Genomic DNA, 23,055 nt, shown 5'->3' with positions numbered 1-23,055 from the left:
GCGCGTTAGCAAAGCGGTTATGCAGCGGATTGCAAATCCGTTTAGTCCGGTTCGACTCCGGAACGTGCCTCCATATTTTCTCTGTTTATCTCAATCATCACTCTTCGAGTCTGAGCTTTGGTCAGTATCCTTGCTGTACCAGTAACTGTTCGCAGCCAGCCTGTTTCCACTCGCGCTCGAGATAGTGGCTCACATCCGCCATGTTTTGCCCCCGATATTGAAACTGCACCTCGGCACTGTGCTGGTTGAGATCCGCGATCCGTTGCTTCAGCGTGCCACATTGCCACAGGCTGACGGTGGGCACGCCCCGTTCGGCCAGCACGATGGTATCTTCCCGATTCAGTTGCCACTCCTCCAGTTGTGCCCGTGTCAGGGCAACCATCAGCACCAGCAGTGCCACTTCCGGCAGTTTCATGCGTGTCTCCCTACTGCATGTTTTTCCCCTGATAACTGTGGCAAAGCGCACGATTTTCGCAAGTTTGTTAACTGTTGGTTAATGACGTAACCCGTTTTCAGTATTTCCCGTTTTTCACCATTTTTTTATAAAAAAATGCGTTGGTGATGTAGTAATCCTACATGGAGTGGGGTAATCTTTGCTCAGTGGTCTTACCAGTAAGGAGTTACATCATGTTTCATCCCTTTTCCCTGACTCAGATTATTCTTCGTCGCATTTATGTATTGCTGGTGGGCATTCTGGCTTTCCCCGTGATGCTGTTTCGCAGCGATCGTGCCCGCTTCTACAGCTATCTGCACCGGATCTGGAACAAAACCAGCACCAAACCGGTGTGGCTCAAAATGAGCGAGCGTGGCGAGCGGATCTTCTACTAAACCCCATTCGCACCATGTGCAAAAAGAGACAGCCAAAGCTGTCTCTTTTTTTATCTGTATGCCGCAACTCCTGCCTCCCAACACTACTCAGATTGTTTATTTCTTGTTTCTTTAAAGTTGCATCCAGCCCTGCCTGTTGGCGGGGATTTTTTATGTCTGACACATCTCTTTTGATGGAAGCAGTGAAGAAGATTAACGGGATGAAAGCACCATATGGCACTTTCCTCGTTCATTAATGGGTGGTCGTCGAGAAATTTTCAATGATGAAATAGTTGTTTAAAATCAATTCATTGAGTGTTTGCCTTTGGGTTTTTTAACTCTTTTTATGTTTTTTTTGAAAGGGAATATCCCGTTTGCCGGTTCTATTGCAGGTACCCGGTTGCGACAAATCGGGGATATCAGCAACATCCAACGACATCAAAAGGAACATGAACATGAATGTTAAAAAAAGCACTGCTATCGCCTCCGCCATGACCGGTCTGCTGGCGCTGGGCGCCCAATTTATCGCGGCACCAGCAATGGCTGCCGATGAAAAGGAGAAGTGCTACGGCGTGGTCAAGGCCAGCAAGAATGACTGTGCGACCAAGAGCAGCTCCTGCGCCGGTACCGCCAAGGAAGATGCTCAGGGTGATGCCTTTGTGGTGATGCCCAAAGGGCTGTGCGAGAAGCTGGTCGGCGGTTCGCTGCAACCCAAGTAAGAGACATCGGGCAGGGGATGGCCAATGGGTCGCCCCCTGCATCTTCTCTGATTGGCGAAAGCGAGTCTTGCGATGAACCCTTTGATTGGTATCGGATTACGCACTCCCCATTACGATGAGATCCGGCAAACCCTGCCGGCAGTCGGTTGGCTGGAGGTGCATAGTGAAAATTACTTCGAACGGCACAGTCACGGTTTTCAGGTGCTCGCCGAACTGGCGCAGCACTACCCCGTCAGTCTTCACGGCGTTGGCATGTCCCTCGGTTCTGCAGACCCGCTCGATCCGCACCATCTGCAGCAGTTGTCGACACTGGCTGCGGCGATCAAACCGGTACGGATCTCCGAACATCTCAGCTGGGGCAGCATTGGTGGGCGTTACTTCAACGATCTGCTGCCGGTGCCCTATACCCGAGCCTCCCTGCGCAACATGAGCGACAAGATCCAGCAGGTACAACAGACCCTGGGTTGCCGCATGTTGATTGAAAATCCCTCCTCCTATCTGCAACTGCCCGGGGAGATGAGCGAGTGGGAATTTCTGGCCGAGCTGCAGCAGCGCAGCGAGTGCGGCATCCTGCTCGACCTCAACAATCTCTATGTCAGTGCCTTCAATCACGGTTTCTCTTGCGATGAGTATCTGGCGGAGATCGATCTCGCCACCGTCGGGGAGATCCATCTGGCCGGTTATACCGAGAAGCAGCTGCCGGAAGGCTCCCTCTATATCGATACCCACAGCGCCCCTGTGGTGGAGCCGGTCTGGGAACTCTATCGCCAGATCTGCCGCAAGCAGGCCATTCCCACCCTGATTGAGTGGGACCTCGAGATCCCGCCGCTGCCGGTCTTGCTGGCAGAGGCGGCGCAGGCCGGCGCCATTCTGGATGAGGCGTGCGCCATGAGTGCACCACGGGAGGTGGCCCATGGCTGAACTGGCACAGCTGCAACAGCACTTTGCCGAGGGCCTGCTGGGGGCGCCTGACGCTATTTCCCCTCACATCAGCTCCCGGCTCTTTTCTGCCGAATCTGTGCTGCAGGTCTATCGCAACCACTTCATCCTGAGTCTTGGCGAGGTGCTGGCGAGCAGTTATCCCGCCGTCAAGGCCATGGTCGGGGAGGACTTTTTTGCAGCGGCGGCCCGTGGTTTCGTATTGGCCGAGCCGCTCAGGGAAGGGAGCGTCATGCACTATGGCGCCGGATTTGGCCAATGGTTGGCCCGCTTGCCGACTACAACCGGGCTGCCCTGGCTGGAGGAGCAGGCTCAGTTCGAATGGCAGCTTGAGCGTGCCAGTCTGCTGCCGCTGGAATCACGCTGCTGGCCAGCCGAGCGTCTGGCCGCATTATCGCCGCAACAATGGGAGCGGCTGCGGCTGTTGCCAGCCACGGATCTGCTGCTGGTTGCTAGCGATTATCCGGTACTGGCCCTGTGGCAGATGGCGCTGCACTGTGGTGAAGCGGTGGACGCGCTTGATGCCCCCGTCTGGCTGGCATTGAAGAAACAGCCGGATTGCCGGGTTGCCCCCTTGCCCCTGACGGCGGGTGAGTGGGCGCTGCTACAGGGATGTCTCGCTGGTACGGCGCTGGTCGATCTGCTTGCGGCCGACCCTGCGGCCAGTGAACATCTCACTCGCCTGATAACCCTTGGTCTGCTGGTGGATATGGAGGTAATGCCATGATGGCAAACAAATGGCTGGCGCTGGCCAGCTCGAGTGGTGATTTGCCGCGCTGGAGCAGCGCTGGTGTGCTGTTGCTGGCGCGGCTGTGGGTCGCCTCGGTTTTTTTCACTTCAGGCTGGCTCAAGCTGACGGCGTGGGATTCCACCCTCTATCTGTTTGAATCCGAGTATCAGGTGCCCCTGTTGCCCTGGTTGTGGGCTGCTTATCTGGGTACGGCGACCGAGCTGCTGCTGCCGCTCTTCCTGCTGGCGGGGCTTTTTACTCGCCCGGCCGCCTTGCTGCTGTTTGGCTTCAATATCATGGCGGTGATCTCCTACCCGACCCTCTGGGCGGGCGGCTTTTACGATCACCAGCTGTGGGGATGGATGCTGCTGACCCTGATCATCTGGGGCGGCGGCGTGCTGAGTCTGGATCACTGGCTGACACGTCGCAGCCATTGATTTATCAGTGATTTCCCCAATGACAAAGAGCGCCACAAGGCGCTCTTTGTCATAATGACGGCCGGCGAAATTTCCCATGAGAGAAAAGGAGCAGCCAATGATCATTCGTCAGGCAAGGGCCGCAGATATTCCCGCACTGGTGGCGCTGCGCATGGAGCTGTTTTGTGAGGTCGGTGAGCTGGTGACGCCGCAGGCAGACCCGGCCTTGTGGCAGGCCACCCTTGACTATTTCACCCAGGCGATGAGTGAAGAGAGTGCTTTATCCTGGCTGGCTGAGGCCGATACGCAGGAGGGCGGCAAACAGATCGTGGCGGCCGGGACGCTGGCATTGTTTGAACGGCCGCCCTATCCCGGAAATCTGGCGGGGATGGAGGGGTATCTGCTCAATATGTATACGCGGCCGCAATGGCGCCAGCAGGGGATCGCCACGGCGCTGCTCGATGCCATAACGGCCTTTGCCAGCGCGCGTCAGCTGGGCAAGGTGTGGCTCCATGCCAGCGAGCAGGGGCGTCCTCTCTATGAGCGGATCGGCTTTGTCGCCAATCCGGCCTATCTGGAGTGGGACCTGGCACCTTAATGGATGGGACCCCGTTATCCCTCTGCTTTCTCGTCTAAAGTTCATGCAGATGTGATGTAGTTGTAAACAGGTAACAGAGGGGCAGGGCAAGATGTTCAACTTCAAACTCAAAGCGGAATTACAAGCGTGTCAAATGCAGTTGGCCCAGGCCCAGGCATTTATTGATGCAGTAAAAGTCGGTGTCGCTACCATCAGTTTCACACCAGGTGGCGAGATCCTCGAGGCGAACCCGCTGTTTCTGAGTGTGGTGGGCTATAGCGAGCAGGAGGTGATTGGTAAACACCACCGGATCTTTTGTGATGCCCACTACGCCCAGTCATCCTCCTACGCCCAGTTTTGGGAACAGTTGAGTCAGGGGCATTCCCACAGTGGCATCTACCAGCGCATTGACAAACATGGCAGGGAGTTGTGGCTGGAGGCTACCTACTTCCCGGTCAAGGTTGAGGGCAAGGTGGTCAGGGTCGTCAAGATAGCCTCCGATATCACCGAGAGTTATCAGCAGTTGAGTCGTCAGAAAGCGATCATCTCGGCACTCGATCGGGCGCTCGCCATTATCGAGTTCACCCCCAAGGGGGAGATTGTGACGGCCAATCAGAATTTCCTCTCCTGCGTCGGTTACTCCCTTTCGCAGCTCAAGGGGCAGCATCACAGGCTGTTTTGCGATGAGAGCTTCTATCGCGAGCAACCCCACTTCTGGGACGATCTGGCCCACGGCCAGCTCAAGTCGGGGTTGTTCAGTCGCCGTGACAGCCACGGCAACGAGATCTGGCTGGAGGCTACCTACAACCCCATCAAGGATGAGAGCGGCAAGGTGGTCAAGGTGATCAAGTTTGCCAGTGAGGTGACAGAGCGGATCAAGCGCTCCCAGGCAGTGAGCGAGGCGGCCAACATAGCCCAGACCATTTCGCAGGAGACCACCCGCTTTGCCGAAACTGGGTCTGAGCTGTTGGCGGCATCGGTTGCCATCTCCAGCGCCATTTCCGAACAGGTGAGTCGCACTTCCGGCCTGATTGGCCAGCTCAATGAGCAGTCGAAAAGCATTGAAGCCATTGTCTCGACCATCAGCAGTATTGCCGAGCAGACCAATCTGCTGGCCCTTAACGCAGCCATCGAGGCCGCCCGGGCTGGCGATCAGGGGCGCGGCTTTGCGGTGGTGGCCGACGAGGTACGTCAGCTGGCTGCGCGCACCTCCCTCTCGACCGGCGAGATCGCCAGCGTGGTTCAGAAAAACCGCGAACTGACGGCCCAGATCACCGGCAACATCAATGAGGTGGCCACCAGTGCCCAGCGTGGCAAGGAGCAGATCGGCGAGGTGAGTGGCGTGATGTCACAGATCGAGCAGGGCGCCATCAATGTGACCGAGACAGTCTCCAATCTGGCAATCGGCTCCTGACGGTTATTGATTGTTGAATGAAGCACCGATCGGATGATAATCCCATCGGTGCTTATTTATTGCGCACTTGATATGCCAATCTGAACCCCTCCTGTATCGTCCCGCCATTGTGAATTGTCCTCTTCTGGCCCCTTGATTAGGCTTGCCGCCTCATTTATTTCAGAGCAGGAACAGAACACGATGGCTTTACAACAGAAGGGGCGGGCAATGGCCCTGCTGGTTATGGTCGCGAGCATGGGGCTGGGCGGCTGTATGGGGCAGATGGGGCTTTCCGGCATGGTGACCAAGGGCAACCTGAGCGTGGTGGATAACCGCTACGGCCGGGCCGGTGTCTTTATGCTGCTTTCCCCTGTCTACGGTCTGGCCGCGACCGCTGACCTGTTCATTTTCAATACCATCGAGTTCTGGTCTGGCAAGAACCCCATCACCGGCAAATCCCCGGCAGTGGTGGACATGAAGGCCAATCCGTTGATCAAGGTGAACCAGCACCTGGATCCGGCCCTCAAGACGGTGCCGCTGGCCATGCTGCCGCAAGGGGTACGCGAGGTGGAGATCAGCTACCCGGACGAGCGTACCGCCCAGATGGAGGTACACTATCTGGATGGCCGCAGCAGCATGATGCGCGGCGAGAAGCGTGGCGAGTTGATGGATATCTACTTCGATGGCCGCTTTGTCTCTACCCTGAGCCGTGCGGAGCTGGAGCAGATGAGCGAGAACGCCCGCACGGCGGCCTGATCATCAGTGCCTATGCCGACAGGAACGCCCCGCCACTGCGGGGCGTTTTGCATTGGGTTTAGTCCGGCTGCTTGCGATGGGGTGGGGTGAGGATCAGCCCCAGCAGGCGGCGCAGGTGGGTGAGCTGCTCGGTCAGCTGGACGTTGAGCCAGAGGTAGCCATTGATGGCTGCCTCTGCGTTGGGCGGCAGCGATACCTGGGTCGCCACCTCGTGCAGGCGGGCGATGGCGGCATCTGCGCCGCGACCGTCGCCGGTTTGCATCATCAGGGCAAGCTGGTTGATCGCCTCCTCGGTGGCCATATGGCAGGCTTGCAGCGCAGCCGTGCTCTGCATCAGGAAGTGGCTCTCCCGATCGTTCCAGTAGGTGTTGGCCAGCATCTCAAGAGTGCAGAGGGTGTTGCGCATGGTGACCTGCACCGCATCAAACAGGGCGACGCTGTGGCGCGTCTCCTTGGCCGCCGGGGCCAGCAGGGCCCGCAGTTTGCCGGTCTGTGCCAACAGCTGGGAGAGATTGTGCTTGAGGCGCGGGCGCTCCAGCACATTGGGGGAGAGGTGAGTGTGATAGAGCCGCCCCGACTGCTGCAGGATCTGGTGCAGTTGCAGCCGCCAGTGGCTGTAGGCCCGCTGGGGATAGATGCTGCAAAAGAGCAGCGCCAGCAGGGAGCCCAGTATCACGTCGGCACTGCGCCACAGCGCCGTCTCTATATCCCCCGGCATGGCCCCCATGGTGACTCCCAGGGTGATGCCGATCAGCAGCCCTACATAGGGGCGCTTGCCGAGGGCCAGATAGCCGCAGAGGAACATGATGCATCCGCACCAGATCAGGGTAAGCGGTAGCGAGTAGATCTCGAGATAGAGCGCTACCACCCCACAACTGGCGCCGAAGATGGTCCCCACCACCCGCTGCAGGGCGCGGGAGAGCACATTGCCCCAGAACGAGATGGGACCCATCACCACCACCAGGGTTATCAGCGGCCAGGTGCTCTCCGGCAGTTTCAGCTCGCGGGTCAGCAGAAAGGTGAGCATAAAGGCGAGCGCAATGCGCAGGCCATGGACGATCCGGTAGCGGCCATAGACCAGTAGATCGAGTCGGGAGAGGGGGGCATCAAGACGCACGGTCTGCCTCCTGTCAGGTGGGTGACGGGGCGCCGTACATCCGGCCGACGCCCCGTCGGGATTTAGGCCAGTCGTCCCTGCAGGGGGTGGATCCAGACCCGCTCGCCAATGGCGATCCCGGGTTGATCCGGTACGATTTCGATCAGGCAGTTGGCATCGCTCATGGAGCTGAGAATACCCGAGCCCTGTGGCCCTGTGGTGCGTACCCGCAACTGGCCGTTACGGTCCTGATGGAAGATGCCGCGCAGAAACTCGGTGCGCCCCGGGCGGCTCTTCATCTTCTCGTCTGCCAGTGCCGAGAGGCGCAGCGGCTGCCACAGTTTGCCTTGCAAGCGGGCGATGGCGGGCTCGACAAACTGCAGCACGCAGATCATCGCCGCCACCGGATTGCCCGGCAGGCCGAAGAAGGGGGTCTGCCCCAGCTTGCCAAAGGCGAGCGGGCGGCCCGGGCGCATCTGGATGCGCCAGAAATCGATCTGGCCGAGCTCTGCCAGCACCAGCTTGATAAAGTCGGCGTTGCCCACCGAGACTCCGCCCGAGCTCAGCACCAGATCGGCGCTGGCGGCGGCCTGCTCCAGCTGCTGGCGCAGAATGGCCTTGTCATCAGGAATGATGCCAAGGTCCATCACCTCGCAACCGGCGGCGCGGATAAGGGCCATCAGGGTGAAGCGGTTGCTGTCGAAGATGTGGCCGGGGGCGAGCTGCTCGCCCGGTGCCTGCACCTCGTCACCGGTACTGAACAGCGCCACTTTCAGCGGGGTGCGCACAGTGAGACTGGCTTGACCGAGGGATGCTGCCAGCCCCAGCTGGGGGGCACCAAGCCAGGTACCGGCCGGGATGGCGATCGCACCTTTGGCGAGATCTTCGCCGGCGAGGCGCACATTCTGCCCTGCGCGGATCGGTGCGGTGACCGTGACCCACTCACCTTCAATCAGCGTCTCTTCCCGCATCACCACGGTATCGACACCGGGGGGCAGTGGGGCGCCGGTCATGATCTGCACCGCCTGACCGGCCAGCACAGGCTCGTGGCGCTGCTGGCCCGCCAGCACTTCTCCCACCAGCTGCCAGCGGCCGGCGGCGAGATCGTCGCTGCGAAGGCCAATGCCATCCATCGCCGAGTTGGCGTGGGGCGGCACATTGATGGGGCTTATCAGATCGGCGGCCAGCACGGCGCCGTGGCACTGGGCCAGCGGTTTGTCGCTGCAGGCCGTGCTCGGGGTGAGGGCCGCCAGAATGGCGTTGCGGGCCGCCTCGACCGAGAGAAAGCCCTTGCCCGCCTCAGGCTCCTTGCTCTGGCAGCCGTCAAGCCAGCTACAGACGAAGTCGGCAATGGCCGCTAGATCGTTGATATCGAGGCGGGGCAGGCTTGTCTGCTGTTGTTCGCCACTCTGTTGGGGCTGATCGCTGGCCAGCGCGATGATGTCGTCGTCTTCGGGGAAGAGCAGCGGCTTGCCAATCTCGGCGCGGTGCAGCTCGATTTTCGGGAAGTGTTCGTGCTTGAACCCCTCGACCAGCAGCAGATCGAGGCTGGTTTGATCGAAGCTTACCAGCAGCTGGCGAAAATCGGCTTCGGCCAGTTCCGTTTCAATGATACGAGCATGACGACGACGGGAGGCGACCATCATCTGCTGGGCACCCGCCTTGCGCAGGCGATAGCTGTCTTTGCCCGGTTGGTCGATATCAAAGTCGTGGTGGGCGTGCTTGAGCACCCCGATGCGCAGGCCGCGATCCACCAGCAGGGGGATCAACTGCTCCAGCAAGGTGGTCTTACCGGTGCCGCTCCAGGCGGCGAAGCCGAGCAGGGGAAGGGTGGGGGCCGGGGTCATGAGGTGACTCCTTGTTGGGGGGCGAGCAGACGGGCCTCGTAGGCGGCCAGCTCGGCAGGGCTATTGAGATTGATAAAGGCATCCGGCTGATCGGCAAAGCTCACCACCACCATATTATGGCGGGCAAACCAGATATCGATTTTGCGCTCACCCTCTGCCAGCGCGGCGGTGAGGGAGGGGAGCAGGGATTTGTGCAGCAGGGCTACCACGGGTTGCAGCCAGTCGCCATCGTGGGCAACTACCAGCTCGGTATCCGGGGTCAGGGCGGCGCGAAAGCGGCTCATCAGATCCAGCGGCAGGGCGGGGCCATCGCAGGGGACAAACAGCACCCAGTCGTGACGGGCGGCAGCAAGACCTGCTTGCATGCCCGCCAGCGGGCCGAGATAGTCGTTGTTGTCATCGCTGATGACCTGGGCCAGCGCCTGATAGCGGGCCTGACTGCGGTTGGCGTTGATCAGCACCTCATCCACCTGGGGGCGCAGGCGCGCCAGAACGTGGTCGATAAGAGGGCGTCCCGCCAGTGCTACCCATCCCTTGTCTTCGCCCCCCATCCGGGTGGCGCGGCCTCCTGCCAGGATCACTGCTGATACGGCAACGGGATCAGAGTGGCTGTCGCTTTTTGAAGTCATGTCGCTCGATGATTTTTAAAGGGGTCGTCTCTTGCAGCTGGCCACGGGCGAGGGTCCATTGCCGCTCGCACAGGTCGGTCAGGGCGTTGCTCTGGTGGCTGATGACGACCAGGCCGCTGCCATGTTCCCGCAGATCTTGCGCCAATGCGGCCATCAGGGCAACCGAATGTGTGTCCAGATTGGCGGTGGGTTCATCCATCAGCAGAAAGGCCGGTTGCAGCGCCCAGGCGCGGGCCATTGCCAGCCGTTGCCGTTCGCCACCCGAGAGAATGCTGATGTGCTCCCGCGCCAGCCCCTCCAGCTCGACCCGGCGTAGCGCCTCGAACACCCGGATCTCGCTGCCGAGCTGTTTATCGAGCGCCCAGGCCACGTTGTCGTGCACCGTGCGATCGAACAGATAGGGAGTCTGGTGCAGATAGGTGACCCGGCCCGGCCCCAGACCCCGCTTGAGCAGCCGGTTGAGCCGCTGTTGCCAGCGCCCCGGCAGATTGGTGTGGCCGCGGGTGGGGGTCAGCAGCCCCGCCAGGATTTTGAGCAAGGTGGTCTTGCCCACCCCGTTGGCTCCATGCAGCCAGATGGCATCCCCCGGTGCGATGGCGAGCCGGTCAATCTCGAACAGCTGGCGCTCGCCAAAGCGCATCGTCAGCTGGTGGGCGGTCAGGGCCATGGGGTACTCCTGTTGGTACACAGTGGGGGCATGGTCAGTTCTTCAGATAGCTGTGGCCGCGACAGGCCGTCAGCAGCAGGTTGAGCAAGAGGGCGAGGGTGAGCAGCACTATGCCGAGGGCCACCCCCTGAGTGAAGGCCCCTTTCTGGGTCTCCAGTGCGATGGCGGTGGGGATATTGCGGGTAAAGTGCAGGATATTGCCCCCCACCATCATGGAGCAGCCCACCTCGGTGACGATGCGGCTGAAGGCGCCGATGATGGCGGCCAGCAGGCCAAAGCGGCACTCGTGCATCAGGCCGATCAGCGCCTTGGGCCAGGAGACCCCCAGGGTCAGGGCGGTCTCCCAGGCACGCCGGTCGCTCTGGACAAACGCCGCGTGGGCCATGGTGGCGATCACCGGAAAGGCGATCAGCATCTGCCCCACCACCATCGCCTGCTGGGTAAAGAGCAGCTTCCAGTCGCCAAAAGGGCCGGCCCGCGACAGCAGCATGTAGAGCAAGAGGCCAATCACCACGGTCGGCACCGATTGCAGGGTATTGATGCAGGAGAGCCAGAGCCAGCGGCCGGGCAGCGGCAGATAGGCCAGCGCAAAGCCCAGCAGCAAGGCGGGCAGCAGCACCAGCAGCAGGGCGATGCAGGAGACGGAGAAGGAGACCCCCACCACCTGCCACAGTTCAGTGTCACCACTGAACAGCAGGGCGAGGGCAGCCAACGTAGTGTCGAGCAGGGTCGGCATCAGGCGCCTCCCTCAGCGAACCGGGGGAGGGCCAGCAAGGTCATCGCAGGGGTCAGGGTTGCCATTATTTCCCGTTGGCATCCGCTACAAACAGCGCCTGACCCGCCACCTTGAAGTCACCGATCAGCTTCTGGCCATGCTCGGAGACCAGCCAGTTCTTCAGGGTGCGGGCCCCTTCGGTGTTGAGATCCGGGTAGCGGTTGGGGTTGACCAGGATCACCTGATAGGGGTTGAACAGGCGCTTGTCACCCTCCAGCAGCACGGCGAGCTCCAGCTTGCTCTGGTAGGCGAGCCAGGTGCCGCGGTCGGTCAGGGTGTAGGCACCCAGCTCTGAGGCCATGGTCAGGGTCGGGCCCATCCCCTGGCCGATGGATTTGTAACCGGCAAACTCGGGTTTAACGTCTGCGGCTTGCCATAGGGTCTTCTCCTTGATGTGGGTGCCGGACTCGTCACCGCGGGAGATAAAGGTCTGGCCCTGTTCCTTGATGGCTTGCAGCCCCTTGGCCGCGTCGTGCAATTTAGCCAGACCCGCCGGGTCTTTCGCCGGGCCGACGATAACGAAGTCGTTGTACATCAGGTGTACCGGCTCGATGCCAAAGCCCGCATCGACGAACTTCTTCTCGGCAGAGGGGGCGTGGGTCATCACCAGATCCGCGTCGCCATTCTCGCCCATCTTCAGGCTCTGGCCGGTACCGGCCGCCATCACCTGCACCGGATAACCGGTCTCCTTGGTGAACTGGGGCAGCAGCCAGCCCAGCAGACCGGACTGCTCGGTGCTGGTGGTGGTGGCGAGACGGATCGGCGCTTTTGTGGCATTAGTATCCGCTTCGGCGTGGGCCGCACCGGCGATCAGCAGGCTGGTGGCGAGGGAGAGGGCAAAACGTTTGAGGCTGGTTTTTATCGTCATCGTGATGCAACTTTTTCAGGGTGGCTGAGGAGAGGGCAAGAGTAAGCAAGCAGGGTGCCAAACCGTTCCTTTGCCGCTGCATTCACGGTTTGCCGTTTAAAAACAGAAGCTTATTAGAATCAATTAGGTGAGCTTGTTATCGCTTTTAATAATTGGTGTTGGTGCTTTTGATACGGTAAGGACAAAATGTCCCACTAAGGTTCCGGTTATCGGGACATTCACCGACCGTACGTGCATCCGAGGTACTTTTTTCCATGACACTCCCTCCCAGCCGCTGGTCTGCCCTCTCCCTGCTTATCGTTGACGATGAGCCCGGCATGCGCAGCTTTCTGGCCAAGGCGCTGGCCAAGCGTTTTGCCCAGATTGAGACTGCCGCCAGTGTGGAGGAGGCGGAAGCCCTGCGCTGCCGCCTTCACTTTGACCTTATCATCGCCGACATCCGGCTGCCGGGGCGCTCCGGTATCGAGTGGCACGAAGCCATCGACCCGGCCACCCGCCGCAGCGACATCATCTTCATGACCGGTTTTGGCGATATGGAGACCGCCCTCAAGGCGCTGCGCCTCGGCGCCAGCGACTTTATCCTCAAGCCCTTCAACCTCGATCAAATGGTGCAGGCGGTGGACAGAGTCATCGAGCGCCGCCAGATGGAGCGGGAGAACCTGCTGCTGCGCCGGGAGGTGAGCAAGCTGTTCCCGCCCACCCTGATCGGCGACAGTGCCAAGACCCGCGAGCTCAAGACGCTCGTCGCCAGAGTGGCCCCCTCCAACGCCGCCGTGCTGGTGGAGGGGGAGTCCGGCACCGGCAAGGAGCTGGTGGCCCGCGCCCTACATCAACTCTCTGGCCGGATGGGAGCCTTTGTGCCCCTCAACTGCGCCTCCATCGCGCCGGAGCTGCTGGAAAGCGAGCTGTTCGGCCACGTGCAGGGGGCCTTTACCGGCGCCCGCAAGGGGCGCGACGGCCTGTTCCGGGTCGCCCATCAGGGCACGCTCTTCTTGGACGAGATCGGCGAGATGCCGCTCGCCATGCAGGCCTCCCTGCTGCGGGCGCTGGAGCAGAAGGCCATCCGCCCGGTGGGGGCCGAGCGCGAATTGGCGGTGGATGTGCGCATCGTCGCTGCCACCAACCGCAACCTCAAGGCCGAGGTGGAGGCGGGCCGCTTTCGCGAAGATCTCTTCTATCGCCTCAACGTGGTGGCGCTGCCGGTTGCCCCGCTGCGGGAGCGGATCGACGACATCCCCGCGCTGGTACACCACTTTACCCGCCAGCTCACCGCCGAGATGGGAATGGGTTCCTTGAGCTGGACCCACGAGGATGTGGTGGCGATGCAGGCTTACCCCTGGCCCGGCAACGTGCGGGAGCTGCGCAACCTTATCGAGCGCTGCCTGCTGCTGGGCAAACCTCCGGCGGATTACTGGCAGAGCAGCAAGCTTGCCGAACAGGGGGCGAGCGAGGAGGGCTATCCGCTGGCGTGGCCGCTGGCGGAGGTGGAAAAAGCCCACATCCTGCAAGTAGTGGCGAGCCATGATGGCAACAAGTCGGCCGCCTCCCGGGTGCTCGGGGTGGCGCGCAAGACGCTGGATCGCAAATTCAAGGAGTGGGCCATCGAATGAGGAAGGCTGACTGGATGGGGTGGCGATGAAACTGACCCTGCTCTCCCGCTGCATGCGCGCCCTGTTGCCCCGTTGCGTCCGCACCAAGGTGCGCTGGCGCCTGCTGCTGCTCACCTCGGTACCCATCATGCTCACCCTGGTGGGCATGATCGCGCTCACCCTCTACTGGACCCTCACCTACAGCTGGCAGAACCTGCTTACCACGGTGCGCAGCGATCTCGGGGTGGCCCACCACGCCATCACGGTGCAGCAGCAGCGTCAGACCGAGCATCTGGAGCATTTGCGCGATGCCTGGGCCTTTCAGCTGCGGCTGCGGGAATCGCCGGATCAGCTGCATGACTGGGTGATGCCGCTGGCGGCCAACTATGGTCTCGATTTTCTGCGCCTGCGTAGCGGCGCCGAGCTTCAGGCTCTGACGGCGCAGGAGCTGACGACCCTGAGTGCCGGACGCAGCGTCAGTCACTTCGTGGTCTGGTCGCAGCAGGAGATGCTCGCCCTCTCCCCGCAACTGGCCAAGCGGGCTGTGCTGTGGCAGCGGGATGGCACCAGGGTGGTGGAGGACAGGGGGCTGATCAGCCTGTCGCTGACCCCTGTGATGGGCCGCGACGGCTCCCTTTGGGCCGTGCTGGAGGGGGGCGAGCTTGTCAACGGCAGCACCCGGCTGGTGGATGAGCTCAAGGGTCAGGTGTTTGCCAAAAACACCCTGCCGGATGGCAGCGTCGGCACCGTTACCCTGTTTCTCGACGATCTGCGGGTGAGCACCAACGTGCCGGTCAGCAGCAGCCGTCAGGTGGGCCGGGCGGTGGGTACCCGGGTCTCGCCGCCAGTGCGCGAGCAGGTGCTGGGGCGGGGGGAGATGTGGGTTGACCGCGCCTTCGTTCACGACGCCTGGTATGTCTCGGGTTACGAGCCGCTGCTGGGAGCCAGGGGCGAGCGGCTCGGCATGCTCTATGTCGGCTTTCTCGAGTGGCCCATCATCCGCACCTACCTCACCAATCTGGTGGAGCTGGGCTCCGGCGTGGTGCTGCTATTGCTGCTCTCCGGCCTGCTGGTCTATCGCGGCGCGCGGGATCTCTTCTCCCCCATCGAGCGGATGCACAAGGTAGTGCGGCAGGTGCAGGCCGGGGAGTCGGCTCGCATCGGCCCGCTGGCCCTCGACCCCGACCACGAGCTGGCACAACTCGGTCGCCAGTTCGATGCAATGCTGGACAGACAGGAGGCGCACCAGCAGCAGATGGCTCGCAGCGCCGACGAGCTGGAGCAGAAGGTGGCCGAGCGTACCCAAAGCCTCGAGCTCAAGACTGCCGAGCTGGAAGATCATATCCATATGCTGACCGAGGCGCGCCAGCAGCTGCTGATCAGCGAGAAGCTGGCGGCCCTTGGCGAGCTTTCGGCCGGTGTGGCCCACGAGATCAACAACCCGCTGGCGGTGATCCTCGGCAATGTGGAGCTGATGAAGCTGGAGCTGGGGGAGGCGGCCGAGCCGGTCAGCGAGGAGTTGGCACTGGTGCTGGCCCAGATCGAGCGCATTCGCGCCATCACCCGCAGCCTGCTGCAATATTCGCGCCCCGGCGACTACGAGACGGCGCCGGTGTGGCAGCACCTCAACCCCATCATCGAGGAGAGCCTGACTCTGGTGCGCTCCGCCCTGCGCCAGCAGCAGGTGGCGCTGGTGGCCGACCTCAAGGCGCAGCAGCCGATCGAGGCGGATCGCCAGCAGCTGCTGCAGGTGCTGATAAACCTCCTGGTCAACGCCAGCCACGCGCTGGGTGAGCAGGGGGAGATCCGGGTCGAGAGCCGCGACTGGGTCGATGAACTGGGTCAGCTGCGCGGGGCCGAGGTGCGGGTGATCGACAACGGCAGCGGCATCGAGGCGGCCATTATCGACAAGATCTTCGACCCCTTCTTCACCACCCGCGCTACCGGCACCGGTCTGGGGCTGGCCCTGAGCCACCGCATCATCAGCCGCTGGGGTGGGGAGCTCTTGGTGGACTCCACCCCGGGGCAGGGGAGCTGCTTTACCGTGCGGCTGTGCAGCCACGCCCTGCTGCCCAGCGGCAGCGAGCCTGCGAAACTGGAAGGGTGGCGCATTGCGCTCAATGCCGAGGGGCGTGAGACAGGCGATTGATGCTGTTATAAAAAGGCCCGTGATAAAAACAGCCCGTCAACATGGTTGGCGGGCTGTTTTGTCGGGGGTGAGTGGTTATTTACTGCGGACTCCACACCAGCTTGCCGCTCTGGGTCAGGTCATAGCCGCCGAGGCGGGCCGCCAGCTCGCGCCCCTCGGGGGATTGCAGCCAGCCGATCAGTTGTTGCAGCAGGGTGCGAAAGAAGACCCCCTGCGGCATCACCAGATCGAAGCACTCCTGCGACAAGGGCATAAAGCCGAGGCCAAACTCGGTGGCGGTGCTCTGGGCGCCGGGCCCGACATCCGCATCGCCACGGCTGATGGCGGCGGCCAGCTCCCGCTCGCTGTTGACCTCAATGGTGCGCTCCAGCCGGGTCAGCGACTCCCCTTGCGTTTGCAGCCACTCCTGCAGGGCGCGCTGGCTGCCAGCCCCCTCCTGGCGCATGGCCCAGCGCCAGTCGAGCGCCTCTTTCGCCTCCTTGGGTTGCAACCCCTGGCGCAGCACCAGCCCCTGCACCCGCCGAAAGCCATGAACGATCACCCATTGTCGGTGGCCCTGATACTGCTGCACCAGCGCCGGATGGCGCAGGTGCGCCTCTTCGGCCTGCCCCCAGTGGATGGCGCAGAGATCCACATGGCCGCGCGCCAGCATCGCCAGCCCCTGCCTTGTGCCGCACGGGGTGTAGCCCACCAGTGCCTGGGTGCCGAGCTGCTGGGCCAAACGGCTGCTGGCGTAGTGGAGCAGCACGTCGTCCGAGCCCGCCAGCAGCAGCCGGTCGTTCATCACCCCCTCGTGGCAGCTGCCGAGCAGCCAGCGATCGAGCAGGGAGCGGGGAAACAGCCACTTGCCGGTCGCCTTGGTGGCGGGGATGCGCGCCTCGTTGGCGAGCTGGTAGACCTTCTTCTCATTGAGATCGAGGTATTCCGCCACCTGCTTCACATTCATAAATTCGTTCATGGCTTAGTCCCGCATCCCGCGACCAGCCGAACCGGGCGCCAGCACCGGCGGCTTCTCGTCCAGCACCATATGGTCGTGGCCGCTGAATACCTCGAAGTGGCGCCCCTTGGCGCGGGCAATCATGGTGATGCCGAGCTGGCGGGCCAGATCCAGCCCCATCTGGGTGACGCCGGAGCGCGACAGCAGCACCGGAATGCCCATCTGCGCCACCTTGATCACCATCTCCGAGGTGAGCCGCCCGGTGGTGTAGAAGATCTTGTCGTGGCCAGCCTCGCCGCGCATCCAGAGCTCGCCCGCCAGCGTATCCACCGCATTGTGGCGCCCCACATCCTCGACAAAGGAGAGGATTTCGCTGCCGCGACAGATGGCGCAGCCATGGACGGCGCCCGCCATCTTGTAGGTTTCGTTATGGGCCGACAGCGCCTTGAGCAGGGCGTAGAGGGTGCTCTGTTTAAGCTCGGGCGCCGCCAAGACCACCCCTTCGAGCTTCTTCATCACGCTGCCATACATGGTGCCCTGACCGCAGCCGGAGGTGACCGTCTTCTTCTCCAAGGATTTGTCGAGATCGGCGGCCTGCTGGCTGCTCACCACGGCGGCGGCCTCGCTCTCCCAGTCGACGATCACCGACTCGATGGCCGCAATATCCTCGATAAAGCCCTGATTTTTCAGATAACCCAGCACCAGCGCCTCGGGGCGGGCCCCCAGCGTCATCAGGGTTACGATCTCCTTCCAGTTGAGGTAGACCGTCAGTGGCCGCTCGCAGGCGATTTGGCGGGTGTTCATTGTGCCCTGCTCATCCATCACCTCGACGGCCATGGTGAGCTGGGCGGCAGCATTGCTTTTGATAAAGGTCGGTGTCATGGGCCCCTCGCGACCGGTTGCCGGGATCTAAGGGGAGGGATACAGCAAGTTTTGTTCCAAATTACTTTTGGGTGAGGTTCTATCTCGGGGTATTTGTGAGTGCCATGTTCAACCGGATTTGGCTACATCCCGGACTTTTTGCTCGACTTGATAGGCAATGGCTTGAATTTGCGAGAGTTCAAGGGTTCCAACGCGAAACTGATGCAGTAACTTTGGCAATGCAGAAGGGTTTACCACATAGGGTGATATTGCTTTTTGCCGCAAATCCACAAACCAGCCAGGTAGAACCAATATGCCCCCAACGGGAATATCGTTGCCTGTGGCGCTATTGAGCCAGTTACGAACCGAAGTGACGTTGCGGCGAACCTGCTCCAATGGTTCTGTTTCCGTATGATTGGGGAAATGGAGAGCATCATTTTCAACCCGAACTTTGAACTGCTTTGCACCATCGTTGATGGGCTTGGATCTGCCTTTGGTTTCTATGACGAATACCCCATTGGGGCAGATGATCAGATGATCTATGTTGAAGTTATCAAAGGGAATATCGTGGTAGACCCGATAGGGGTGCTGAGGGGGACGCACAATGTGATCCAGTTCTTGAGCAACGGCAAGCTCGCATGAATACCCCAGTTTGAGATGCTGCAGCCGTTTGGCTGTCTTGTATGTTTTGGCTGTGCCGTAAGTGAAGATCCCAAGCATCATTATCCCAATGAAAAGCAACACTGGAGAGGTAATGGCCGTATTCTGCGTGTAGTGCTGCAGCAAGATGTAGAACCCTATCATCACCATGACCAATGGAGTGAAGATGATTTGGGAAAAGAGATCTATCTCCAGATCCTGTATCTGTTGCTTAAGCGTATGGCCTGCTGGCCTTAGAAGGTCTGCGGTTAAGGGACTGACGTTGTGTGAACGCAGTTTTTTCCTTATCAACAAGATGATCCCTACTGATAAGAACATTGGCACCAATAACAAGCTGGTGGTCGCCAGAGTAGATACAACAAGCGAAGAGAATTCCATTTCGATCGTCTTTGTTGAAGTGTGACGCTGTAGCGTAGCGGCCCTGTAAGAGTCTATCAATATGATTTTGCGTTAGTTAATTGTTTATAAAGCTAAAAGTTAGACGCTAAATCCTCTGTCATTGCGCCATGGTATGAATACGCGATCATCCGAATGAGATTCGCTAATCGAGCTGCCGGAACCCCATCCCTCCTTGGCCCCACTCTTGCTATGTCTTATCCCATTGATGGCCGTAGCCGCCATAAGTCTCCTGCTGTGATCCGCCCCAAACGGGGTGGCTCACGGGGGAGGGCGGCTCGGCAGAGACCTTCTGATGGGAGCCGTGACAGTGCAAGAGACAACCAATACCTTGCCCCCGCAGCGCTGGCTGCAACTGGAGTTAAAGGCCATCGACAGCCAGGTTGGCCGCTGGCAGAGCCGCCGTTTCGAGATTGTGGCGCTCCATCCCGCCGAGCCCGAGGCTGCCGGTGCCTTGCCCCTTACCCTGTTTCGCGATGAGCGGGGGGATTATCGCTTCAATTTGAGCTCCGGCTCGCCCCGCCTCTTTGTGACCGGAAGCCGCGTGGACAGTGGCTTTGTGGCCGATGGTCTGACCCTGAGCCAGACCGTGGCCGCCGCCTATATGGATGGCGAGCGGCAGGTGCTCTCCTGCCCGCTACCCGAGGCGCTGCAAGCCTGGGTGGAGGCCTTTATCGGCCGCCACGGCGAGCTGCTGGAGGCCCGTCGCAAGGGCAAAAAGGGCAAGGGACGGGCGCAGGATCAGCTCGGTGTCGATACGGTAGATCAAGCCAGCTGCGGCGCCGTGAAAGCCACCGGCCCCGATGGCCGCGAGCGTGGCAGTGACAGCGGAAATCGCGCCCATGAGTGAGTTCCTCAAACGCTGGTCGTCTCGCAAGAGTGAGGCGCGCAAGCATCAGGTATTGCGGCCACGGGAAGAGGTTAGCCCCGAGGCTGTTGCCGCCCCCATCGAAGGCTGTGGCGAAGGTAAAACTCCAGATACTGCGCTGGATAGCCCCGTAGTCAGCACTGACAAGGGGAGCAGTGAACCCCTTGCCGTTGAGGGGGCCGAGAGTGGCGAACCGCCGCTAACAACGGCGCAGCCGGGCAAGGCCAAACTCCCCGACAGGGAGGCGCTGCGGGCCATGTTTCGCAGCCACAAGCCGGATGGGCTCGACGACTACACCCAGGATTTCAGCCAGCCCGAATTGCTGCCCGCAGCCCTGACCGCCGGGCTGCGCAACTGGCTGGTGGATCAGGTAACCGCCCCGGAGAGCGAATCGGCCAACTCGGCCAGCGGGTCTGCTGAACCGCTGGCGCTTGCCAGCGAACCTGCCGCCGACGAGCTGGCTGATAACCATTCTCAAACCCACACCGACGATCGGGACATTTTGGTTTCCTGTGGTGGACAAAATGTCCCAACCAAAGGTGGGGGAATGGAACCCTCAGGATCCTGACTCCCTGTCAGTCACTTTTTTCCCGGGGGAGTTGGCTCGCCTCTTGCTCTCTCGGCTTACCAACAAGCGCCCCATCCCATGAGGTGGCGCGCACAGGAGTGCATGTGAGCATCGAACTACCAATTTCAACCTCGCCCCTTTATGAGGGTCGCGCGGGGCGCAGTGAGCAGCGCAACAGCCGCGCTCGCGCCTATGCCCTGCAGCATACGGTCAAGACAGATAACCTGATCCCGGCCACTGTCTCTTACCAGAGTCAGGGGCGCCTGCTGCTGGTCGGCCCGGAAGATCGCATTCGCCGCGCTGCCAGCCTGCTGCCCGTCGGGGTGAAGTCCACCATGCTGGTGACCGAAGCGGTCCATGATGCCGAAGCGGCAGATCTCGAAGCCATTTTCGATGCCACAGCATCCCTCGCTGCCCTGACCCTGCGCGAACCGAGCCTGACAGGGTATCTGGGGCAGTTTCAGCTCACCGGCCTCAATGGTCAGGGTGAGCGGGTTAATCTGGCGGCGCTCTGTTTTACTCAGCAGGCCGCTGCAAATGGCGAACCGCGCTTCGATCTGGTGGCCGATCTGGGCCGCGCCCCGCTCTTTGCGCTGGAGCGCCCGCCGGTCGGTTATCTGCATCTGGCCGATGACGATGGGCTGGCCGAACGGCTTGCCGAGCTCTGTGCGCTGACCGGTATTTTCGACAAGCCGCGCTATTTTCGCCTCGACCCCGAGGCGTGCGCCTTTACCGCCCGCGGCGTGCCCGGTTGCAGCCGCTGCCTCGATGTCTGCCCGACCGATGCCCTCAAGCCCATCAATGGCCGCATCCAGATCGATCCCCATCTCTGTCAGGGCTTTGGTAGCTGCGCCTCTGCCTGTCCGACCGGGGCGATTGGCTATCATCAGCCCGATGCCAACACCAGCGGCGACTACCTGCTGCGCTTGCTCAAGCACTACCGGGATGCGGGCGGCGAAGCGCCGCAGTTGCTGATCGCCGGTGAAAACGAGCGCGAATGGGTGGAAGCCGATCTCACCCGCCTGCCCGCCAACTGGCTGCCGGTCTGGGTGGAGGAGAGCGCGAGTTTAGGCATCGAGAGCTGGTTCACCGCCCTCGCCTATGGCGCCAGTGCGGTGCGCATTGCGCTCGGTGATGATGCTCCCGCAAGTGTGCGGGCATTGGTTGAGCGGGAGCTGGCGAGCGCCGCCGTGCTGTTGGCGGGCGCCGGTCTTGCTGCCAATCGTATTGCCCTGTTTAACGGCGATGCCGAAATGGATGAGTCTCTTTACGCGCAGTCAGCCGTTGCCCTGCTGGACAAGCCGCTGAAAGGGGATAAACGGGAGAATCTGTTTGCCGCCTTCGATGCCCTCTGGCAGGCCAACGAAGGGAGCCGCGAGCCGCTGGCGGTGCCCCACGGCGCCCCTTACGGCAGTGTGGAATTGAAAGAAGCTGACTGCACCCTCTGCATGGGCTGCGTGGCGGTCTGCCCGAGTCGCGCCCTGCATGCGGTGGGTCATGCCCCCGGCCTCAACTTTATCGAACAGGACTGCATCCAGTGCGGCATGTGCGAAAAGGCGTGCCCCGAGCAGGCCATCGTGCTCACGCCCCGCCTACAGCCGGTGCCCGAAGCGCGCCGCGCCGTCCAGAGCCTCAAAGCCGAAGAGGCTGCCTGCTGCATTCGCTGCTCCAAGCCGTTCGCGCCCGCCTCGATGATCCGCCGCATCCAGCAAAAACTGGCCGGTCACTCCCACTTCCAGAACGAGGCCGCCCAGCGGCTGCTGATGTGCGAGGACTGTCGGGTCAAGGATGTGTTTGCGGCGCTGGCGGCGGATCCCGTCTCCCAGCTCAAGGTATGAGGGGCCAGTGATGAGTGAACAACATAACGAAAAGGCTGGCGAACTGACCATGACCGAACTGGAACAGAGCAGCGCCGATCTCTACGCCCTGCTGGCGAGCCTCTGGCGCGCCGCCCCCAGTGGTGAACAGCTCGCCTGGCTGCAAGGGTTGCAGCCGATGCCGGGCCCCTTTGCCAGAGGGCTGGGGCTGGTGCAGCTGGCGGCCAGCAGCCACCACGAAAACGAGCTTGCCGAGGAGTATCAGGATCTCTTTATCGGGCTGGGGCGCGGAGAGATCGTGCCGTTTGCCTCCTGGTATCTCACCGGCTCTTTGATGGAGTTGCCGCTGGCGGTGCTGCGCGCAGACCTGCAGTCGCTTGGCTTCGAGCGCCAGAGCGGAGTGTGCGAGCCGGAAGATCACCTGGCCGCCCTCTGTGAGGTGATGGCGGTACTGATTGGTGAGCTGCACCCGGAGCGCAACCGCTTCTATGAGCGCCACCTTGCCCCCTGGGTACTCGCCTGCTGCCGCGATCAGCAACAGGCGAAAGGGGGCAGCTTCTACCGGGCGGTCGGCGCCCTTGCCGAAGATTTCTTCAAGCTGGAAAACGAATTGCGCCTGCCGTTTGGCGCCTGCGTGGTGCCGGGCTGAACGCCCTTATCTGCGCATAACAAGAGCTGCGCATAACAAAACGAGCAGACGAGATATCCCATTGGACGCGAAGCTGGCGCGCAGGCGCCGGCAAGAACAACAACAGAGGTCACAAGAATGAGCGATGAACAGCTGAAAGACCCGTCCCGCCGCAATCTGATCAAGGGAGTTGGCGTGGTCGCCACCATAGGTGTGCTGGCCGGTGCCACCGGTCGGGTGGTGGGCAAAGAGGTGCTGACCCACAACACCGAGCCTGACAAGGGCTATCGGGAGACCCCCCATGTTCACGACTTTTATCGCACCCTGCGCGGCACCGACTGAGCCGGATCAGTGAAGGAGAAC

General features: G+C 61.4%; 25 protein-coding genes. 15 read left to right on the top strand and 10 right to left on the bottom strand.

All coding sequences use genetic code 11. The features are described 5' to 3' along the window. Positions 1–121: 121 nt before the first annotated feature. Positions 122–415 carry a hypothetical protein gene (locus tag G5229_RS19710; protein WP_323911541.1) on the bottom strand — a complete coding sequence of 98 codons (294 nt, stop codon included), beginning with the start codon at positions 413–415 and terminating at the stop codon, positions 122–124. Between the two features lie 212 nt (positions 416–627). On the opposite strand from G5229_RS19710, the gene G5229_RS19705 reads away from it, so the two are divergent. From G5229_RS19705 to G5229_RS19670, 8 genes are all read left to right on the top strand, one after another. Continuing rightward, a complete protein-coding gene (locus tag G5229_RS19705) occupies positions 628–828 on the top strand; it encodes a YbfA family protein (protein WP_005334863.1) in 201 nt (66 codons plus the stop codon). A 434-nt stretch (positions 829–1,262) separates the two neighbouring features. Further along, a complete protein-coding gene (locus tag G5229_RS19700; protein ID WP_005334862.1) occupies positions 1,263–1,526 on the top strand; it encodes a DUF2282 domain-containing protein in 264 nt (87 codons plus the stop codon). 72 nt (positions 1,527–1,598) lie between these two features. After that, positions 1,599–2,447, top strand: a complete 849-nt coding sequence (locus G5229_RS19695; protein ID WP_421210147.1) for a DUF692 domain-containing protein — start codon at positions 1,599–1,601, stop codon at positions 2,445–2,447. Continuing rightward, positions 2,440–3,192, top strand: coding sequence for a putative DNA-binding domain-containing protein (locus G5229_RS19690; RefSeq protein ID WP_421210146.1), 753 nt, complete (start codon positions 2,440–2,442; stop codon positions 3,190–3,192). Before G5229_RS19695 ends, G5229_RS19690 begins: the two co-directional genes overlap by 8 nt. Further along, positions 3,189–3,632: a DoxX family protein gene (locus G5229_RS19685; protein ID WP_047439976.1), complete on the top strand. Its 444-nt coding sequence runs from the start codon at positions 3,189–3,191 to the stop codon at positions 3,630–3,632. The genes G5229_RS19690 and G5229_RS19685 overlap by 4 nt, the downstream gene beginning before the upstream one ends. 97 nt (positions 3,633–3,729) lie before the next feature. Then, positions 3,730–4,209: a GNAT family N-acetyltransferase gene (locus G5229_RS19680; RefSeq protein WP_374840880.1), complete on the top strand. Its 480-nt coding sequence runs from the start codon at positions 3,730–3,732 to the stop codon at positions 4,207–4,209. Positions 4,210–4,300: 91 nt separating this feature from the next. After that, on the top strand, positions 4,301–5,602 hold the full coding sequence (locus G5229_RS19675) for a methyl-accepting chemotaxis protein (RefSeq protein WP_421210143.1): 1,302 nt from the start codon (positions 4,301–4,303) through the stop codon (positions 5,600–5,602). Between the two features lie 180 nt (positions 5,603–5,782). Then, entirely contained in the window at positions 5,783–6,337 is a 555-nt protein-coding gene (locus tag G5229_RS19670; protein ID WP_421210141.1) for a DUF3332 domain-containing protein, read from the top strand. 58 nt (positions 6,338–6,395) lie between these two features. Here G5229_RS19670 and G5229_RS19665 read toward each other — a convergent pair whose 3' ends face one another. From G5229_RS19665 to G5229_RS19640, 6 genes are all read right to left on the bottom strand, one after another. After that, on the bottom strand, positions 6,396–7,454 hold the full coding sequence (locus tag G5229_RS19665; RefSeq protein WP_005362124.1) for an FUSC family protein: 1,059 nt from the start codon (positions 7,452–7,454) through the stop codon (positions 6,396–6,398). Positions 7,455–7,516: 62 nt separating this feature from the next. Then, positions 7,517–9,280, bottom strand: coding sequence for a bifunctional molybdopterin-guanine dinucleotide biosynthesis adaptor protein MobB/molybdopterin molybdotransferase MoeA (locus G5229_RS19660; protein ID WP_421210139.1), 1,764 nt, complete (start codon positions 9,278–9,280; stop codon positions 7,517–7,519). Further along, positions 9,277–9,909, bottom strand: a complete 633-nt coding sequence (mobA, locus tag G5229_RS19655) for a molybdenum cofactor guanylyltransferase MobA (protein WP_100645363.1) — start codon at positions 9,907–9,909, stop codon at positions 9,277–9,279. The genes G5229_RS19660 and mobA overlap by 4 nt, the downstream gene beginning before the upstream one ends. Continuing rightward, positions 9,881–10,576: an energy-coupling factor ABC transporter ATP-binding protein gene (locus tag G5229_RS19650; RefSeq protein ID WP_279463502.1), complete on the bottom strand. Its 696-nt coding sequence runs from the start codon at positions 10,574–10,576 to the stop codon at positions 9,881–9,883. Before G5229_RS19650 ends, mobA begins: the two co-directional genes overlap by 29 nt. A 34-nt stretch (positions 10,577–10,610) precedes the next feature. Then, positions 10,611–11,312, bottom strand: coding sequence for an ABC transporter permease (locus G5229_RS19645; RefSeq protein WP_005347674.1), 702 nt, complete (start codon positions 11,310–11,312; stop codon positions 10,611–10,613). A gap of 64 nt (positions 11,313–11,376) precedes the next feature. Further along, positions 11,377–12,219, bottom strand: coding sequence for a substrate-binding domain-containing protein (locus G5229_RS19640; RefSeq protein ID WP_421210137.1), 843 nt, complete (start codon positions 12,217–12,219; stop codon positions 11,377–11,379). A gap of 254 nt (positions 12,220–12,473) precedes the next feature. Between G5229_RS19640 and G5229_RS19635 the strand changes: the two genes are divergently transcribed. After that, a complete protein-coding gene (locus G5229_RS19635; RefSeq protein WP_421210135.1) occupies positions 12,474–13,829 on the top strand; it encodes a sigma-54-dependent transcriptional regulator in 1,356 nt (451 codons plus the stop codon). A gap of 25 nt (positions 13,830–13,854) precedes the next feature. Next, complete coding sequence (locus tag G5229_RS19630) at positions 13,855–15,957, top strand: sensor histidine kinase (RefSeq protein WP_421210133.1); 2,103 nt, start codon at positions 13,855–13,857, stop codon at positions 15,955–15,957. A gap of 79 nt (positions 15,958–16,036) precedes the next feature. Here the strand turns inward: G5229_RS19630 and G5229_RS19625 are convergent, their stop codons facing one another. The 3 genes from G5229_RS19625 to G5229_RS19615 all read right to left on the bottom strand — a co-directional run bounded on the left by G5229_RS19625 (position 16,037) and on the right by G5229_RS19615 (position 18,793). Beyond that, positions 16,037–16,903, bottom strand: coding sequence for a helix-turn-helix transcriptional regulator (locus G5229_RS19625; protein ID WP_005312265.1), 867 nt, complete (start codon positions 16,901–16,903; stop codon positions 16,037–16,039). A gap of 15 nt (positions 16,904–16,918) precedes the next feature. Then, positions 16,919–17,776 (bottom strand): formate dehydrogenase accessory sulfurtransferase FdhD, encoded by an 858-nt coding sequence (locus G5229_RS19620; protein WP_235461700.1) that lies wholly within the window; start codon positions 17,774–17,776, stop codon positions 16,919–16,921. Between the two features lie 108 nt (positions 17,777–17,884). Continuing rightward, positions 17,885–18,793: a nuclease-related domain-containing protein gene (locus G5229_RS19615; protein WP_182963480.1), complete on the bottom strand. Its 909-nt coding sequence runs from the start codon at positions 18,791–18,793 to the stop codon at positions 17,885–17,887. A gap of 313 nt (positions 18,794–19,106) precedes the next feature. Between G5229_RS19615 and G5229_RS19610 the strand changes: the two genes are divergently transcribed. From G5229_RS19610 to G5229_RS19590, 5 genes are all read left to right on the top strand, one after another. Next, positions 19,107–19,661: a DUF3305 domain-containing protein gene (locus tag G5229_RS19610; RefSeq protein ID WP_201937021.1), complete on the top strand. Its 555-nt coding sequence runs from the start codon at positions 19,107–19,109 to the stop codon at positions 19,659–19,661. Continuing rightward, the gene (locus G5229_RS19605) at positions 19,654–20,247 is read left to right on the top strand and encodes a DUF3306 domain-containing protein (RefSeq protein WP_421210130.1); all 594 of its coding nucleotides are present in this window, start codon (positions 19,654–19,656) and stop codon (positions 20,245–20,247) included. The genes G5229_RS19610 and G5229_RS19605 overlap by 8 nt, the downstream gene beginning before the upstream one ends. Positions 20,248–20,351: 104 nt before the next feature. Further along, positions 20,352–22,085 carry a 4Fe-4S dicluster domain-containing protein gene (locus tag G5229_RS19600; RefSeq protein ID WP_421210128.1) on the top strand — a complete coding sequence of 578 codons (1,734 nt, stop codon included), beginning with the start codon at positions 20,352–20,354 and terminating at the stop codon, positions 22,083–22,085. A 10-nt stretch (positions 22,086–22,095) separates the two neighbouring features. Further along, entirely contained in the window at positions 22,096–22,713 is a 618-nt protein-coding gene (locus G5229_RS19595; RefSeq protein WP_421210127.1) for a TorD/DmsD family molecular chaperone, read from the top strand. A gap of 117 nt (positions 22,714–22,830) precedes the next feature. Next, complete coding sequence (locus G5229_RS19590; protein ID WP_211052394.1) at positions 22,831–23,034, top strand: transcriptional initiation protein Tat; 204 nt, start codon at positions 22,831–22,833, stop codon at positions 23,032–23,034. Positions 23,035–23,055: the final 21 nt, after the last annotated feature.

Source organism: Aeromonas sp. 602396 (assembly GCF_049173735.1).
Lineage (GTDB): Bacteria > Pseudomonadota > Gammaproteobacteria > Enterobacterales > Aeromonadaceae > Aeromonas > Aeromonas veronii_A.
The sequence above is the reverse complement of the archived record's forward strand: the minus strand, read 5'-3'. Positions and strand labels throughout refer to the sequence as shown.

What these genes read in the sequence shown, in the direction of transcription:
- G5229_RS19610 (WP_201937021.1), top strand. Translation starts at nt 19,107, where the DNA reads ATGGGAGCCGTGACAGTGCAAGAGACAACCAATACCTTGCCCCCGCAG.
- G5229_RS19620 (WP_235461700.1), bottom strand. Translation starts at nt 17,776, where the DNA reads ATGACACCGACCTTTATCAAAAGCAATGCTGCCGCCCAGCTCACCATG.
- G5229_RS19630 (WP_421210133.1), top strand. Translation starts at nt 13,855, where the DNA reads ATGAAACTGACCCTGCTCTCCCGCTGCATGCGCGCCCTGTTGCCCCGT.
- G5229_RS19605 (WP_421210130.1), top strand. Translation starts at nt 19,654, where the DNA reads ATGAGTGAGTTCCTCAAACGCTGGTCGTCTCGCAAGAGTGAGGCGCGC.
- G5229_RS19625 (WP_005312265.1), bottom strand. Translation starts at nt 16,903, where the DNA reads ATGAATGTGAAGCAGGTGGCGGAATACCTCGATCTCAATGAGAAGAAG.
- G5229_RS19660 (WP_421210139.1), bottom strand. Translation starts at nt 9,280, where the DNA reads ATGACCCCGGCCCCCACCCTTCCCCTGCTCGGCTTCGCCGCCTGGAGC.
- G5229_RS19695 (WP_421210147.1), top strand. Translation starts at nt 1,599, where the DNA reads ATGAACCCTTTGATTGGTATCGGATTACGCACTCCCCATTACGATGAG.
- G5229_RS19590 (WP_211052394.1), top strand. Translation starts at nt 22,831, where the DNA reads ATGAGCGATGAACAGCTGAAAGACCCGTCCCGCCGCAATCTGATCAAG.
- G5229_RS19615 (WP_182963480.1), bottom strand. Translation starts at nt 18,793, where the DNA reads ATGGAATTCTCTTCGCTTGTTGTATCTACTCTGGCGACCACCAGCTTG.
- mobA (WP_100645363.1), bottom strand. Translation starts at nt 9,909, where the DNA reads ATGACTTCAAAAAGCGACAGCCACTCTGATCCCGTTGCCGTATCAGCA.
- G5229_RS19710 (WP_323911541.1), bottom strand. Translation starts at nt 415, where the DNA reads ATGAAACTGCCGGAAGTGGCACTGCTGGTGCTGATGGTTGCCCTGACA.
- G5229_RS19645 (WP_005347674.1), bottom strand. Translation starts at nt 11,312, where the DNA reads ATGCCGACCCTGCTCGACACTACGTTGGCTGCCCTCGCCCTGCTGTTC.
- G5229_RS19670 (WP_421210141.1), top strand. Translation starts at nt 5,783, where the DNA reads ATGGCTTTACAACAGAAGGGGCGGGCAATGGCCCTGCTGGTTATGGTC.
- G5229_RS19595 (WP_421210127.1), top strand. Translation starts at nt 22,096, where the DNA reads ATGAGTGAACAACATAACGAAAAGGCTGGCGAACTGACCATGACCGAA.
- G5229_RS19680 (WP_374840880.1), top strand. Translation starts at nt 3,730, where the DNA reads ATGATCATTCGTCAGGCAAGGGCCGCAGATATTCCCGCACTGGTGGCG.
- G5229_RS19705 (WP_005334863.1), top strand. Translation starts at nt 628, where the DNA reads ATGTTTCATCCCTTTTCCCTGACTCAGATTATTCTTCGTCGCATTTAT.
- G5229_RS19685 (WP_047439976.1), top strand. Translation starts at nt 3,189, where the DNA reads ATGATGGCAAACAAATGGCTGGCGCTGGCCAGCTCGAGTGGTGATTTG.
- G5229_RS19650 (WP_279463502.1), bottom strand. Translation starts at nt 10,576, where the DNA reads ATGGCCCTGACCGCCCACCAGCTGACGATGCGCTTTGGCGAGCGCCAG.
- G5229_RS19700 (WP_005334862.1), top strand. Translation starts at nt 1,263, where the DNA reads ATGAATGTTAAAAAAAGCACTGCTATCGCCTCCGCCATGACCGGTCTG.
- G5229_RS19635 (WP_421210135.1), top strand. Translation starts at nt 12,474, where the DNA reads ATGACACTCCCTCCCAGCCGCTGGTCTGCCCTCTCCCTGCTTATCGTT.
- G5229_RS19675 (WP_421210143.1), top strand. Translation starts at nt 4,301, where the DNA reads ATGTTCAACTTCAAACTCAAAGCGGAATTACAAGCGTGTCAAATGCAG.
- G5229_RS19690 (WP_421210146.1), top strand. Translation starts at nt 2,440, where the DNA reads ATGGCTGAACTGGCACAGCTGCAACAGCACTTTGCCGAGGGCCTGCTG.
- G5229_RS19640 (WP_421210137.1), bottom strand. Translation starts at nt 12,219, where the DNA reads ATGACGATAAAAACCAGCCTCAAACGTTTTGCCCTCTCCCTCGCCACC.